This is a genomic window from Streptomyces sp. enrichment culture (assembly GCF_964272855.1).
Classification (GTDB): Bacteria; Actinomycetota; Actinomycetes; order Streptomycetales; family Streptomycetaceae; genus Streptomyces.
This window is the reverse complement of sequence record NZ_OZ186847.1, coordinates 2888694-2902846: the sequence shown is the minus strand read 5'-3', so window position 1 is coordinate 2902846 and position 14153 is coordinate 2888694. Positions and strand designations below refer to the sequence as shown.

At 69.6% G+C, this 14153-nt stretch carries 15 protein-coding genes; 9 read left to right on the top strand and 6 right to left on the bottom strand.

Annotated features, from left to right (window positions below; genetic code table 11):
• Window positions 1–96: 96 nt before the first annotated feature.
• From atpA to ACSU6L_RS12065, 5 genes are all read left to right on the top strand, one after another.
• Window positions 97–1704, top strand: a complete 1608-nt coding sequence (atpA, locus tag ACSU6L_RS12085) for a F0F1 ATP synthase subunit alpha (protein ID WP_437056248.1) — start codon at window positions 97–99, stop codon at window positions 1702–1704.
• A 21-nt stretch (window positions 1705–1725) separates the two neighbouring features.
• Window positions 1726–2643: a F0F1 ATP synthase subunit gamma gene (locus ACSU6L_RS12080; protein ID WP_437056246.1), complete on the top strand. Its 918-nt coding sequence runs from the start codon at window positions 1726–1728 to the stop codon at window positions 2641–2643.
• A complete protein-coding gene (gene atpD / locus ACSU6L_RS12075; protein ID WP_437056244.1) occupies window positions 2643–4079 on the top strand; it encodes a F0F1 ATP synthase subunit beta in 1437 nt (478 codons plus the stop codon). Before ACSU6L_RS12080 ends, atpD begins: the two co-directional genes overlap by 1 nt.
• Window positions 4080–4191: 112 nt before the next feature.
• Window positions 4192–4566: a F0F1 ATP synthase subunit epsilon gene (locus tag ACSU6L_RS12070; protein ID WP_073940954.1), complete on the top strand. Its 375-nt coding sequence runs from the start codon at window positions 4192–4194 to the stop codon at window positions 4564–4566.
• 162 nt (window positions 4567–4728) lie between these two features.
• Entirely contained in the window at window positions 4729–5175 is a 447-nt protein-coding gene (locus tag ACSU6L_RS12065; protein WP_437056242.1) for a DUF2550 domain-containing protein, read from the top strand.
• 80 nt (window positions 5176–5255) lie between these two features.
• Here the strand turns inward: ACSU6L_RS12065 and ACSU6L_RS12060 are convergent, their stop codons facing one another.
• From ACSU6L_RS12060 to ACSU6L_RS12050, 3 genes are all read right to left on the bottom strand, one after another.
• On the bottom strand, window positions 5256–7088 hold the full coding sequence (locus ACSU6L_RS12060) for a glycosyl hydrolase family 18 protein (RefSeq protein WP_437056240.1): 1833 nt from the start codon (window positions 7086–7088) through the stop codon (window positions 5256–5258).
• Window positions 7089–7219: 131 nt separating this feature from the next.
• Complete coding sequence (locus ACSU6L_RS12055; RefSeq protein ID WP_437056238.1) at window positions 7220–7861, bottom strand: response regulator; 642 nt, start codon at window positions 7859–7861, stop codon at window positions 7220–7222.
• The gene (locus ACSU6L_RS12050; RefSeq protein ID WP_437056236.1) at window positions 7858–9048 is read right to left on the bottom strand and encodes a sensor histidine kinase; all 1191 of its coding nucleotides are present in this window, start codon (window positions 9046–9048) and stop codon (window positions 7858–7860) included. The genes ACSU6L_RS12055 and ACSU6L_RS12050 overlap by 4 nt, the downstream gene beginning before the upstream one ends.
• Before the next feature lie 152 nt (window positions 9049–9200).
• Here ACSU6L_RS12050 and ACSU6L_RS12045 point away from each other — a divergent pair, with 152 nt between their 5' ends.
• Window positions 9201–9830, top strand: a complete 630-nt coding sequence (locus ACSU6L_RS12045) for a hypothetical protein (protein WP_437056234.1) — start codon at window positions 9201–9203, stop codon at window positions 9828–9830.
• Here ACSU6L_RS12045 and ACSU6L_RS12040 read toward each other — a convergent pair.
• Genes ACSU6L_RS12040 through ACSU6L_RS12030 form a run of 3 tightly spaced genes read right to left on the bottom strand, consistent with a single transcriptional unit; the run spans window position 9747 to window position 11882 of the window.
• Complete coding sequence (locus ACSU6L_RS12040; RefSeq protein WP_073940960.1) at window positions 9747–10319, bottom strand: cob(I)yrinic acid a,c-diamide adenosyltransferase; 573 nt, start codon at window positions 10317–10319, stop codon at window positions 9747–9749. The two genes, ACSU6L_RS12045 and ACSU6L_RS12040, sit on opposite strands and share 84 nt — an antisense overlap.
• Window positions 10320–10339: 20 nt before the next feature.
• Window positions 10340–11089 carry an ABC transporter permease gene (locus ACSU6L_RS12035; protein WP_437056232.1) on the bottom strand — a complete coding sequence of 250 codons (750 nt, stop codon included), beginning with the start codon at window positions 11087–11089 and terminating at the stop codon, window positions 10340–10342.
• Between the two features lie 10 nt (window positions 11090–11099).
• Window positions 11100–11882: an ABC transporter ATP-binding protein gene (locus ACSU6L_RS12030; RefSeq protein WP_437056230.1), complete on the bottom strand. Its 783-nt coding sequence runs from the start codon at window positions 11880–11882 to the stop codon at window positions 11100–11102.
• An 82-nt stretch (window positions 11883–11964) separates the two neighbouring features.
• Here ACSU6L_RS12030 and ACSU6L_RS12025 point away from each other — a divergent pair, with 82 nt between their 5' ends.
• The 3 genes from ACSU6L_RS12025 to ACSU6L_RS12015 all read left to right on the top strand — a co-directional run bounded on the left by ACSU6L_RS12025 (window position 11965) and on the right by ACSU6L_RS12015 (window position 14073).
• Entirely contained in the window at window positions 11965–12606 is a 642-nt protein-coding gene (locus ACSU6L_RS12025; protein WP_437056228.1) for a TetR/AcrR family transcriptional regulator, read from the top strand.
• A 126-nt stretch (window positions 12607–12732) separates the two neighbouring features.
• Complete coding sequence (locus ACSU6L_RS12020; protein ID WP_073940964.1) at window positions 12733–13581, top strand: 3-hydroxyacyl-CoA dehydrogenase family protein; 849 nt, start codon at window positions 12733–12735, stop codon at window positions 13579–13581.
• Between the two features lie 168 nt (window positions 13582–13749).
• Window positions 13750–14073, top strand: coding sequence for an STAS domain-containing protein (locus ACSU6L_RS12015; RefSeq protein ID WP_437056226.1), 324 nt, complete (start codon window positions 13750–13752; stop codon window positions 14071–14073).
• Window positions 14074–14153 lie beyond the last annotated feature (80 nt).

The window sequence follows — 14153 nt, the reverse complement described above, 5'->3', positions numbered from 1 at the left end:
TACGGCCCTGGTTGGGCCGTGCAGAGGATTCCTGGGGGTCGCCCCCAGACCCCCAAAGTGAAACTTCGGGCCCAACAAGGAGAGCAGGGAACCCAGATGGCGGAGCTCACGATCCGGCCGGAGGAGATCCGGGACGCGCTGGAGAACTTCGTCCAGTCGTACAAGCCGGACGCGGCCTCGCGCGAGGAGGTCGGTACGGTCACCCTTGCCGGCGACGGCATCGCGAAGGTCGAGGGTCTGCCCTCGGCCATGGCCAACGAACTGCTGAAGTTCGAGGACGGCACCCTCGGCCTCGCCCTCAACCTCGAGGAGCGCGAGATCGGTGCCATCGTCCTCGGTGAGTTCAGCGGCATCGAGGAGGGTCAGCCGGTCACCCGCACCGGTGAGGTCCTCTCCGTCGCGGTGGGCGAGGGCTACCTCGGCCGCGTCGTCGACCCGCTCGGCAACCCGATCGACGGCCTCGGCGAGATCGAGACGTCCGGCCGCCGCGCCCTCGAGCTGCAGGCCCCCACGGTCATGCAGCGCAAGTCGGTGCACGAGCCGATGGAGACCGGCTACAAGGCCGTCGACGCCATGACCCCGATCGGCCGTGGTCAGCGTCAGCTGATCATCGGTGACCGTCAGACCGGCAAGACCGCCCTGGCCGTCGACACGATCATCAACCAGCGTGACAACTGGCGCTCCGGCGACCCGAAGAAGCAGGTCCGCTGCATCTACGTCGCCATCGGCCAGAAGGGCTCCACCATCGCGTCGGTCCGCCGCGCGCTGGAGGAGAACGGTGCGCTGGAGTACACGACCATCGTCGCCGCCCCGGCGTCCGACCCGGCCGGCTTCAAGTACCTCGCCCCCTACACCGGCTCGGCCATCGGCCAGCAGTGGATGTACGAGGGCAAGCACGTCCTGATCATCTTCGACGACCTGTCGAAGCAGGCCGACGCCTACCGCGCCGTGTCGCTGCTGCTGCGCCGCCCGCCGGGCCGTGAGGCCTACCCGGGTGACGTCTTCTACCTGCACTCCCGCCTGCTGGAGCGCTGCGCGAAGCTCTCCGACGACATGGGTGCCGGCTCGATGACCGGTCTGCCGATCGTCGAGACCAAGGCGAACGACGTCTCGGCGTTCATCCCGACCAACGTCATCTCCATCACCGACGGCCAGTGCTTCCTGGAGTCGGACCTGTTCAACGCCGGTCAGCGCCCCGCGCTGAACGTCGGTATCTCCGTCTCCCGAGTCGGTGGTTCCGCGCAGCACAAGGCGATGCGTCAGGTCTCCGGCCGTCTGCGCGTGGACCTCGCCCAGTTCCGTGAGCTGGAGGCGTTCGCCGCCTTCGGTTCCGACCTGGACGCCGCGTCCAAGGCGCAGCTGGAGCGCGGTCAGCGCATGGTCGAGCTGCTGAAGCAGAACCAGTACGAGCCGATGGCCACCGAGGACCAGGTCGTCTCGATCTGGGCCGGCACCACCGGTCGTATGGACGACGTCCCGGTCGCCGACATCCGCCGCTTCGAGAAGGAGCTCATCGACTACCTGCACCGCCAGGAGCAGGGCCTGATGACCTCCATCAAGGAGGGCGCCAAGATGTCCGACGACACGATCCAGGCGATCTCCGACGCCGTCGCGGCCTTCAAGAAGCAGTTCGAGACCTCGGACGGCAAGCTGCTCGGCGAGGAAGCTCCGGCCGCCCCGAAGGCGACCAGCGCCTCCAAGTGACGTAAGGAAGGGACCTGACTCATGGGAGCCCAGCTCCGGGTCTACAAGCGTCGCATCCGATCCGTCACCGCGACCAAGAAGATCACGAAGGCGATGGAGATGATCGCCGCCTCGCGCGTCGTCAAGGCGCAGCGCAAGGTGGCGGCCTCCACGCCGTACGCGCAGGAACTGACGCGCGCGGTCACCGCGGTCGGCACCGGCTCGAACACCAGGCACCCGCTGACCACGGCCGCCGAGACGGTCACCCGGTCCGCGGTGCTGCTGCTGACCAGCGACCGTGGTCTGGCCGGCGCGTTCAACTCCAACGCCATCAAGGCGGCGGAACAGCTGACCGCACGGCTGGAAGGCGAGGGCAAGCAGGTCGACGTGTACATCGTCGGCCGGCGCGGTGTCGCCCACTACAACTTCCGTGAGCGCACCATCGCGGAGTCGTGGACCGGATTCACCGACGAGCCGTCGTACGCGGACGCCAAGAAGATCGCGGCGCCGCTGATCGAGGCCATCGAGAAGGACACGGCGGACGGCGGCGTGGACGAGCTCCACATCGTCTACACCGAGTTCGTGTCGATGATGACGCAGACCGCGCTCGACGCGCGCATGCTGCCGCTCAGCCTCGACGAGGTCGCGCAGGAGACCGCCACCAAGGGCGAGATCCTCCCGCTGTACGACTTCGAGCCGTCGGCCGAGGACGTCCTCGACGCGCTGCTGCCGCGGTACGTCGAGAGCCGGATCTACAACGCGCTGCTCCAGTCGGCCGCTTCGAAGCACGCCGCCACGCGGCGCGCGATGAAGTCGGCCACCGACAACGCGGGCGAGCTGATCAACACGCTCTCCCGTCTTGCCAACGCGGCCCGCCAGGCCGAAATCACCCAGGAAATCAGCGAGATCGTCGGTGGCGCGAGCGCCCTGGCCGACGCGACCGCGGGGAGTGACAAGTAATGACCACCACTGCTCAGACGGCCACGGCGACGGGCCGCGTCGCGCGGGTCATCGGCCCGGTCGTCGACGTGGAGTTCCCCGTCGACGCGATGCCGGACATCTACAACGCCCTTCACGTCGAGGTGGCCGACCCGGCCAACGCCGGCGAGAAGAAGACGCTGACCCTGGAGGTCGCCCAGCACCTGGGTGACGGCCTGGTCCGCACCATCTCCATGCAGCCGACCGACGGTCTGGTCCGCCAGGCCCCGGTCACCGACACCGGCGACGGCATCACCGTCCCGGTCGGCGACTTCACCAAGGGCAAGGTGTTCAACACCCTGGGTGAGGTCCTGAACGTCGACGAGCAGTACTCGGGCGAGCGCTGGTCCATCCACCGCAAGGCCCCGAACTTCGACGAGCTCGAGTCGAAGACCGAGATGTTCGAGACCGGCGTCAAGGTCATCGACCTTCTCACCCCGTACGTCAAGGGTGGAAAGATCGGTCTGTTCGGTGGTGCCGGCGTCGGCAAGACGGTGCTCATCCAGGAGATGATCTACCGCGTCGCCAACAACCACGACGGTGTGTCGGTGTTCGCCGGTGTCGGTGAGCGCACCCGTGAGGGCAACGACCTCATCGACGAGATGAGCGACTCGGGCGTCATCGACAAGACCGCGCTGGTCTTCGGCCAGATGGACGAGCCCCCGGGCACCCGTCTGCGCGTGGCCCTGGCCGGTCTGACCATGGCGGAGTACTTCCGCGATGTGCAGAAGCAGGACGTGCTGTTCTTCATCGACAACATCTTCCGCTTCACCCAGGCCGGTTCCGAGGTTTCGACCCTGCTCGGCCGTATGCCCTCCGCGGTGGGTTACCAGCCGAACCTGGCCGACGAGATGGGTCTCCTCCAGGAGCGCATCACCTCGACCCGTGGTCACTCGATCACCTCGATGCAGGCGATCTACGTCCCCGCGGACGACCTGACCGACCCGGCCCCGGCCACCACCTTCGCCCACCTCGACGCGACGACGGTTCTCTCCCGTCCGATCTCCGAGAAGGGCATCTACCCGGCCGTGGACCCGCTGGACTCGACGTCCCGCATCCTGGACCCGCGGTACATCGCGCAGGACCACTACAACGCGGCCATGCGCGTGAAGAACATCCTGCAGAAGTACAAGGACCTCCAGGACATCATCGCGATCCTCGGTATCGACGAGCTGGGCGAGGAGGACAAGCTCGTCGTCCACCGTGCCCGTCGCGTGGAGCGCTTCCTGTCCCAGAACACCCACGTCGCCAAGCAGTTCACCGGCGTGGACGGTTCGGACGTGCCGCTGGACGAGTCGATCGTCGCGTTCAACGCGATCTGCGACGGTGAGTTCGACCACTTCCCGGAGCAGGCGTTCTTCATGTGCGGTGGTCTCGAGGACCTGAAGAACAACGCCAAGGAGCTGGGCGTCTCCTGAGCCTCGTGCTCTGGCCGGAGGGGGCGGGTCCGTCCCGCCCCCTCCGGCACGCCTACTAGACTTGTAACCAACACCCGGCAGAACCGCCGGGTGGTGACCCGAGGAGCCAACCTTGGCTGCTGAGCTGCACGTCGCGCTGGTCGCGGCCGACCGAGAGGTCTGGTCCGGCGAGGCCACCCTGGTCGTCGCGCGCACCACGTCCGGCGACATCGGCGTCATGCCCGGTCACCAGCCGCTGCTCGGTGTGCTGGAGTCGGGCCCGGTGACCATCCGTACGAGTGATGGTGGAACGGTCGTCGCCGCGGTGCACGGCGGTTTCGTCTCGTTCGCGGACAACAAGCTGTCGCTGCTGGCCGAGATCGCCGAGCTGTCGGACGAGATCGACGTCCAGCGCGCGGAGCGGGAGCTCGAGCGCGCGAAGGCGGAGGGCGACGCCACCGCCGAGCGCCGCGCGGACGTCCGACTGCGTGCGGCGGCGGCGCGCTGACCCCGAGGGTCCCTCCCGGGCCGATTAGGCTCTGGGGGAGCGCCGAGTACTGACGTCACTCAGCCGCGGTCGGCACCGGAGCAATCCGGAGCCGGCCGCGGCTGAGGCAGATATAGAGGTTTTTTCCGTTCCGTTACCTAGGAGACGAGGAGGTCGGTGTCGATGGTCCTCGCTCTGACTGTGTGCGGAATCGTCGTCGCCCTCGTGGTGCTGGGGCTGTTCGTCTTCGGTCTGCGCCGCAGACTCATCCAGCGTTCCGGCGGCACCTTCGACTGTTCCCTGCGTTGGGACGCCCCGGAGCAGGACGACACCAGCGGCAAGGGCTGGGCCTACGGAGTGGCCCGTTACAACGGCGACCGCGTCGAGTGGTTCCGGGTCTTCTCCTACGCCCCGCGCCCGCGCCGGGTCCTGGAGCGCTCGGCGATCGAGGTGGCCGGCCGGCGTCTGCCCGAGGGCGAGGAGGAGCTGGCGCTGCTCTCCGACGCGGTGATCCTCGCCTGTCTGCACCGGGGCACGCGGCTGGAGCTCGCCATGAGCGAAGACGCGCTGACCGGTTTCCTCGCGTGGCTTGAGGCAGCCCCGCCCGGACAGCGGGTGAACGTGGCGTAGCCTCGTTCACCCGCTGGGTGGGGGTGTCCCCGGACGAAGTCTGGGGGAGCGTCAATGTCGCCTGGGGGATTTCCCCGGGTTTACTTCAGGCCGTTGGCCATGGCGTTCACCAGCTCACCGTTGCCGGTGTCGCCGCTGAACTCCCAGAAGAAGGCACCGCCCAGGCCCTGGTTCTTGGCCCAGGTCATCTTGCTGCCGATGGTCGCCGGGGTGTCGTACGACCACCAGTTGGTGCCGCAGTGCGCGTACGCGGTGCCGGCGATGGTGCCGGTGGCCGGGCAGCTGTTCTTCAGGACCTTGTAGTCCTCGATGCCGGCCTCGTAGGTGCCGGCCGCCGGGCCGGTCGCGGTGCCGCCCGGGGTGGACTGGGTGACGCCGGTCCAGCCGCGCCCGTAGAAGCCGATGCCCAGCAGCAGCTTGGTCGCGGGCACGCCGGTGGCCTTGAACTTGGCGATGGCCTCCGCGGAGTTGAAGCCCTGCTGCGGGATGCCGGAGTACGAGGTCAGCGGCGAGTGCGGGGCGGTGGGCCCGTTCTTCGCCCAGGCGCCGAAGAAGTCGTACGTCATCACGTTGTACCAGTCGATGTACTGGGCGGCGGTGCCGTAGTCGGCGGCCTCGATCTTGCCGCCGGCGCTGGCGTCGGCGGTGACGGCCGCGGTGACCAGGGCGTCGTTGCCGAACTCGGCGCGCATGGCCTTCATCATGCTGCTGAAGGCGTTCTTGGCGCTGGTGGTGTCGCAGCTGAGGCCGCAGGCGTTCGGGTACTCCCAGTCCAGGTCGATGCCGTCGAAGACGTCGGCCCAGCGCGGGTCCTCGACCAGGTCGTGGCAGGACTTGGCGAAGGCGGCCGGGTTCTTCACGGCGTCGGGGAAGCCGCCGGACCAGGTCCAGCCGCCGAACGACCACAGCACCTTGATGTGCGGGTACTTGGCCTTCAGCTTGCGCAGCTGGTTGAAGTTGCCGCGCAGCGGCTGGTCCCAGGTGTCGGCGACGCCGTCGACGGACTGGTCGGCGGTGTAGGCCTTGTCGTAGTCGGCGTAGGCGTCACCGATGGTGCACTTGCCGCCCTGGACGTTGCCGAAGGCGTAGTTGATGTGCGTGATCTTCTCCGCGGAGCCGGAGGTGACCAGGTTCTTCACGTGGTAGTTGCGCCCGTAGACGCCCCAGTTGGTGAAGTAGCCGAGGTTCACCTTGGCACCGGGCTGCGGGCCGGGGCCGCCGTCGTCGCCGGTGGTGCGGACCGCGACCGCGCCGCTGACCGGGCCGGTCTGGTCGGCGGTGTCCCGGGCCTGGACGGTGTACGAGTAGTCGGTGCCCTTGGTCAGGCCGGTGTCCGTGTAGCTCGTTCCGGCGACGGTGGCGACCTTGGCGCCGCCGCGCAGGACGTCGTAGTTCTTGACGCCCTTGTCGTCGGTGGCCGCGCTCCAGCTGAGCTTCACCGAGGTGTCGGTGATGCCGGAGGCGGTCGGGGTGCCGGGGGCGCTCGGCGGGTTGTCGCCGGGGACGGTCGGGCCGCCGTCACAACTGCCGCCGTTGAGCTTGCAGTTGGCGGGAGCGCCGGTGCCGGTGCCGTTGAAGCCGAAGGTGACCGAGGCGCCGGGGGCGAGTGAGCCGTTCCAGGACTTGTTCTTGGCGGTCCAGTGGTTGCCGGAGGAGGTGATGTCGGCGTCCCAGCCGGAGGTGACGGACGTTCCGGAGGGGAAGTCCCACTCGACCGTCCAGGAGCTGATGGCCGTGGTGCCGGTGTTCTTGACGGTCCACTTGCCCTCGAAGCCGTTGCCCCAGTCCTGGGACTTGACGTAGGTGGCGGTGGCCTCGGTGGCGGCCTGCGCGGGGCTGGCGAGTCCGACCAGTCCGGCGAAGGGGAGCAACAGGGTCGCGAACCCTGCCGCGGCTCTGTGTCTGAAGCGCATTCCGCGCCTCCTTATGGGGATGTTGGGGGCGTGACTGAGCCTTCACGCCCACGGTGCCGCGAGAATAGAAAGGTCTGGACCATAGGTCAATAGGTCTGGACCACTCCCCAGGTCGCCGCGGGTGACCCCCCTCAGATCCCCAACTCCTGTGCCAGCACGGCCGCTTGCACCCGGCTGCGCAGCCCGAGCTTCCCCAGCAGCCGGCTGACGTGCGTCTTCACCGTCGCCTCCGCCATGTCCAGCCGCCCCGCGATCTCCGCGTTCGACAGCCCCTCCCCGAGACACGACAGCACCTCGCGCTCGCGCCGCGTCAACTGCTCCAGCACCGCCGGCTCCGCCTTCGGCTCCCGCGCCGGCCCGGCCGCGAACTCGGCGATGAGCCGCCGCGTCACGGCTGGCGCGATCAGTCCCTCCCCGCCCGCCACCGTCCGCACCGCCGCCAGCAGATCCCTCGCCTCGGTGTTCTTCAGCAGGAACCCGGACGCGCCCGCGCGCAGCGCTCCGAACACGTACTCGTCGAGGTCGAACGTGGTCAGCACCAGCACGTCCGCGAGCCCCTCCGCGACCACCTGCCCGGTCGCCGACACCCCGTCGAGCCGGGGCATCTGAACGTCCATCAGCACCAGGTCCGGCCGCAGCTCGCGGGCCAGCGCCACCGCCTGCTCGCCGTCCGCCGCCTCGCCGACCACCTCGATGTCGGGCGCGCTGCCGAGGATGAGCACCAGCCCGGCGCGGACGGCGGACTGGTCCTCGGCGACGAGGACGCGGATCATGCGGGGTCTCCTTCGACGGTGGGAAGTGTCGCGCGTACGGCCCAGATCTTGCCGTCCGCCGAGTCCTCGGGCCCGGCCTCCAGGGTGCCGTGCAGCAGGGTGGCCCGCTCCCGCATCCCGACCAGTCCCGCCCCGGAGCCGGGCGCGCGCGGGGCGTCCCGGTCGCCGTACGGGCTGGTCACGGCGATGGTGAGGGAGCCGTCGAGCTGGGCGAGGGTCACGCCGACGGGGCCGGGCCCGGCGTGCTTGAGGGCGTTGGTCAGGCACTCCTGGACGATCCGGTAGGCGGCCAGTTCCACCGGCGCGGGCAGGCCGCGGTCGTACTCGGCGCGCAGGGTGACGTCGAGGCCGTTGGCGCGGGCGGTGTCGACCAGCGTGCCCAGGCCGTCGAGGGTGGGTGCGGCGGACGGCTCGGTGCCGGCGCCCGCGTCCCGGAGGATGCCGATGAGGCGGCGCATCTCGGCCAGGCCCTCCACGCTGTTCTCCCGGATGACGCCGAGGGCCCTGCGGGTGGTGTCCGGGTCGTCGAGGGACAGCGCGGCCGTGGAGTGGATGGCGATCGCCGAGAGGTGGTTGGCGACCAGGTCGTGCAACTCCCGTGCCATCCGCGCCCGCTCGGCCCCGACCGCCTGCACCCGGTCCATCTCGGCCAGCAGGGCGGTCTGCTCGGCACGCAGCCGCGCGGCCTCGGCGGCCTCGCGGTGGTTGCGCACGATCAGGCCGGTGGAGGCGGGCGCGAACGCGACGATGGCGACGCCCGCGCCGATCAGCAGCGCCTCGGGGACGCGCCACGCCGCGAACGACACCCCTGTCGCCGCCACCGACATCAGACCGGTGATCCAGGGGATGCGCCGGGCCGAGGCCGGGGTGCCGTACAGCACGGCCGCGTACATCACGTCGGTGAACATCACCAGGGTGGCCAGGTTGCCCTGGGTCATGGTGTCCAGGGTCAGCGCGGCCGTGGCCGTCAGCAGGGCGGTGCGCGGGGCGGCCCGGCGCATCAGCTCGCAGCCCGCCATCACCACCAGCGGGACCAGCAGCGGCCAGGGCCCCGGGAAGAGCACGATGGGCTCACCGGCCGGGCGGGTGGCCAGGCCGATGCCCCACAGCAGCAGCCCGCCGAGCAGTCCGGCCAGCGCGACGTACGCGTCGAAGCGGTGCGGGCGGGGGAGTCGCGGAGCGGCCATGAACCCATCCAACACGGCGCGCGCCGCGCTCGCCTGATCCCCGCGGACGGTCCTCGACTGCATCTTTCGATGTACCGCGAGTTCGTCACCGCCGACGACGATCTCCGCCGCTTTCGCCGGGAGCCTGGAAGGGTGACCGAAGGGAGCATGTCGTGATCGTCACGTTGATCATCGCCTGCGAGGTCGGCTTCTGGGTGCTGCTGGCGCTGGGCCTCGCCGTCCGCTATCTGCTGAAGTGGCGCCGCACCAGCGTCGTCGTGCTGTTGTGCGAGCCGGTCCTGGAGCTGGTGCTGTTCGTGGCGACGGCGATCGACCTGAAGAACGGGGCCGAGCCGAGCTGGGAGCACGGCGTCGCGGCGCTGTACATCGGCTACACGGTGGCGTTCGGCCACTACACCATCCGCTGGCTCGACGGCCACGCCGCGCACCGCCTGGCCGGCGCCCCGCCCCCGCCGAAGCCCCCGCGCTACGGCCGCGGCCGCGCCGTGCACGAGGCGAAACTGTGGCTGCGCGCGGTGTTCGGCGGCGCGGTCGCGCTGGGGCTGCTCCAGCTGGCGGTCTGGTACGTCGGCGACTCCGGGGACGTCAGTTCGCTGCGTTCGTTCCAGTGGGTGGCGCTGCGGGTGGTCGGCATCTACGGCCTGATCGCGCTGTCGTACACCGTCTGGCCGCGCAAGGCGCCGCCGGGGGAGACGGACTCAGCGCTCGCCGCCCGGGACCCAGAGCACGTCCCCGACGTCCTTGTTCGCGATCCGCGCAAGGATGAAGAGCAGGTCCGATAGGCGGTTGAGGTAGGTGGCCGTCAGGGGGTTCATGGTCTCGCCGTGAACCTCCATCGCCGCCCACGTGGACCGCTCCGCCCGGCGGACGACCGTGCAGGCCTGGTGCAGCAGGGCCGCGCCGGGGGTGCCGCCGGGCAGGATGAAGGAGCGCAGCTTCTCCAGCAGCTCGTTGAAGCGGTCGCAGTCCTCCTCCAGCCGGTCGATGTAGAACTGCTCCACCCGCAGCGGCGGGTACTCGGGGTTCTCCACGACCGGCGTCGACAGGTCCGCGCCCACGTCGAACAGGTCGTTCTGCACGCGGGTGAGGACCTTGACGACCTCCTCGTCCAGACCGCCCAGCGCGATCGCCGTGCCGATCACCGCGTTGGCCTCGTTGGCGTCGGCGTAGGCGGAGATCCGCAGGTCCGTCTTGGCGACCCGGCTCATGTCGCCGAGGGCGGTGGTGCCCTGGTCACCGGTCCTGGTGTAGATGCGCGTCAGATTGACCATGTGGCCAGCGTAGTGACCGGCTAGGCCCCGGCGGTACGGAAGACCCGTGTGCCCGCCGTCACGGAGAGCACGGCGAGGCCGACGGCGACCAGGGTGCCGTAGAGCATGTCCGCGGTCGTGTAGTGGCCGACGTACGCGTCCCGCATGGCGTCCACCAGGTAGCGGAACGGCACGCAGTGGGAGAGGACGTCCAGCCAGGCCGGTCCGAGGCTCATCGGCAGCATGAGGCCGGACAGCAGCATCGACGGCATGCTGACGGCGTTGATCAGCGGCCCGAACTCCTGCGGAGCGCGCATCCGCATCGCCAGCGCGTACGACAGCGAGGCGAGCGAGACGGTCAGCAGGGCGACGAAGCCGAAGCCGATCAGCACGCCGGCCAGCGGTGCCCGCAGCCCCATCAGCAGCGCGGCCAGCACCAGCAGCACCGCCTGGAAGACGAACACGGTGGCGTCCCGCAGCACCCGGCCCAGCAGCAGCGCCAGCCGGTTGACGGGGGTCACGCGCATCCGCTCGACGACGCCCTCGCCCTTCTCGACGAGGATCATGAACCCGGCGAACAGGGCTCCGAAGAGTCCGAGTTGCATCAGCAGCCCCGGCACCAGCACCTGCCAGGAACTGCCCTGCCCGCCCAGTGGCAGACCGGTGAGCAGCGGACCGAAGAACAGCAGATACAGCAGCGGCATGAAGGCGCCGAAGAGCATCGCGAAGCGGGAGCGCAGGGTCTGGCGGGCGTACCGCCCGTAGATCAGCGCGGTGTCGTGCAGCAGCATCCGGTGGCTCCTATACGGCGACGGGGGCGGCGTCGGCCGGGACCGTCCCGCGGCCGGTGATGGCGAGGAACGTCTCCTGGAGGGTCGCGTCGACGGAGCCGCCGTACCGGAGCTTCAGCGCGGTCGGGGTGCCCTCGGCCGCGACCGTCCCCCGGTCGACGACGACCAGGCGGTCGGAGAGGGCGTCGGCCTCGTCGAGGTAGTGGGTGGTCAGGAGGACGGTCGTGCCGTGCTCGTCGCGCAGCCGGCGGACCAGGTCCCACAGGTCGGCGCGGGCGGCGGGGTCGAGGCCGGTCGTCGGCTCGTCGAGGAAGAGCACCCGGGGGCGGTGGGTGAGCGCCATCGCGATGTCGAGGCGGCGGCGCTGGCCGCCGGACAGCTCCGCGGTCCTGCGGTCGAGGAGGCCGGTGAGGTCCAGCTCGTGCGCCAGCTCCTCGGCGCGCTCGCGGGCCCGGGCCTTCGGCAGGCGGTACATGCGGCCCTGGGTGACCAGTTCCTCGCGCACCCCGATCTGTCCGTCGACGCCGCCCGACTGGGCCACGTAACCGCACGCGCGGCGCACTCCGACGGGGTCGGTCGCCAGGTCGCAGCCCGCGACGGTGGCGGCTCCGCCGGTGGGTTTGAGCAGTGTGGTGAGCATCCGCAGGGTGGTGGTCTTGCCCGCCCCGTTCGGGCCGAGGAGGCCGAGGATCTCGCCCGGCTGGACGGTGAGGTCGATGCCGCGGACGGCCTCCACGGGGCCCTGCTTCGTCTGGAAGGTACGGGCCAGTCCGGCCGTACTGATGATTGCCATGGCACGAGAAAAACAGAGTCTCTGAAATTTTGCAATGACCCCAAGTTTTCACCGGCTCCAGTGAAGCCGGTAGCATGCGGGCATGGCCGAGGGACTCAGAGAGCGGAAGAAGCGGCAGACCCGGCAGTACATCTCCGATGTCGCCACGGGCCTGTTCCTGGAGCGCGGCTTCGACGCCGTCACCGTCGCGGAGATCGCCGAGGCCTCGAACGTCTCCGTCAACACGGTCTACAACTACTTCCCGGCCAAGGAGGACCTGTTCCTCGACCGCTCCAGGGAGGTCGTCGACCGGCTCTCGCGCTGGGTGCGCGGCCGGCGCGACGGCGAGTCGGCCGCCGCGGCGGTGCTGCGCGAACTGCGCGACGAGGTCGAGGCGGTATCACCCCGCATGGGGCTGATGGACGGCTATGCCCGGTTCATGACGGTGATTCACGACTCGCCCGCCCTGCGCTCCCGGCTCTGGGCCATCAGCCAGGAAGTCGTCGACGACCTCGAACGCACCCTCGCCGAGGAGACCGGCGCCGAGCCCGGCGACCCCATGCCGGCCCTGATCGCCGGTCAGGTCAACTGGCTCCACCAGACGGTGATGGCGGTCATCGGCCGGCGCATGATGGAGGGCGGCCGGCCCGCCGAGGTCTCCCGCGAGGCACTGGTGCTGCTCGAGGAGATGGAGGGGCTGTTGAGCGAGAGGGTGCTCAACTACGCCGTACGTGGCGCGGAATGACCCCTGGCGGTGTGATGTCCGTCATGTGAGACGTGACGCGCATTACTTACCGGTCACACAGCCCCTCACGAGCGCTAGTGTCCGCCCGAGAGGAACAACGACAGCGCGTATCAGGGGAGTCGCACAGTGGCACGGAAGCTCGCCGTCATCGGGGCCGGTCTCATGGGATCCGGTATCGCCCAGGTCTCCGCCCAGGCGGGCTGGGACGTCGTCCTGCGCGACGTCACCGACGAGGCGCTCAAGCGCGGCACCGACGGCATCAAGGCGTCGTACGACAAGTTCGTGAGCAAGGGCAAGCTGGACGCCGCCGACGCCGAGGCCGCGCTCGGCCGCATCACCGCGACCACCGACCTGGACGCCGCCGGCGACGCCGACGTCGTCGTCGAGGCCGTCTTCGAGAAGCTGGAGGTCAAGCACGAGATCTTCCGCGCGCTCGACAAGATCGTGCGTCCGGAGACCGTGCTCGCCTCCAACACCTCGGCCATTCCGATCACCAAGATCGCGGCCGCCACCGAGCGCCCCGAGCGCGTCGTCGGCGTGCACTTCTTCTCGCCGGTGCCGATGATGCAGCTCGTCGAGCTGGTACGCGGCTACAAGACCAGCGACGAGGCCCTCGCCACCGCGCGGGAGTTCGCCGAGTCCGTCGGCAAGACCTGCATCGTCGTGAACCGGGACGTGGCCGGCTTCGTCACCACCCGGCTCATCTCCGCCCTCGTCGTCGAGGCGACCAAGCTCTACGAGTCGGGCGTCGCCAGCGCCGAGGACATCGACCTCGCCTGCAAGCTGGGCTTCGGTCACGCCATGGGCCCGCTCGCCACCGCCGACCTGACGGGCGTCGACATCCTGCTGCACGCCACGAGCAACATCTACACCGAGACCCAGGACGAGAAGTTCGCCCCGCCGGAGCTGATGCGCCGGATGGTTGACGCCGGTGACATCGGCCGCAAGAGCGGGCAGGGCTTCTACAAGCACTGAAACAGCACTCGCCCCAGAGACATCACACCTCGGGGTGAATTCGGTATCGGTTCGCTTACAAGCAGCAACCGCACCGCCACGGAAGCAGTCAGACGGTGCAAGCCACCGTCCTACCGACGTTGCTAGCCACCGTCATGGAGTACGCACCGACACGCACGGGGAGCGCATATGCACATCAGGGGCGACCACGCCGAGGTGGTCGTCGAGGGCCGCCTCGACGTCCGCACCGCGGCGGACGCCCGTGCGGTTCTGCACTCGGCCGTCGACGACGGAGTCGGCGATCTCGTCCTCGACCTGTCCGGACTGGCCTCCTGGGACGCCACCGGGCTCGGGGTGATCATGGGTGCCCACCGGCGGGCCGGCCGCTGCGGCCGCCGGCTGGTGCTGCGCGGCGTACCACTGCAGATGCAGCGCCTGCTGGTGGCCACCCGGCTGCACCGGATCCTGGCGATCGAGGGCGGTATCGGCGTGGAGTCCCTGCCGCGCGTGTGACGCCGGCCCGGACGTCCGGAGTCGGGCGTTCCGGTATCGAAGCGCACGTCGCAGGCAATCCTCATGAGACTGTGACGTCT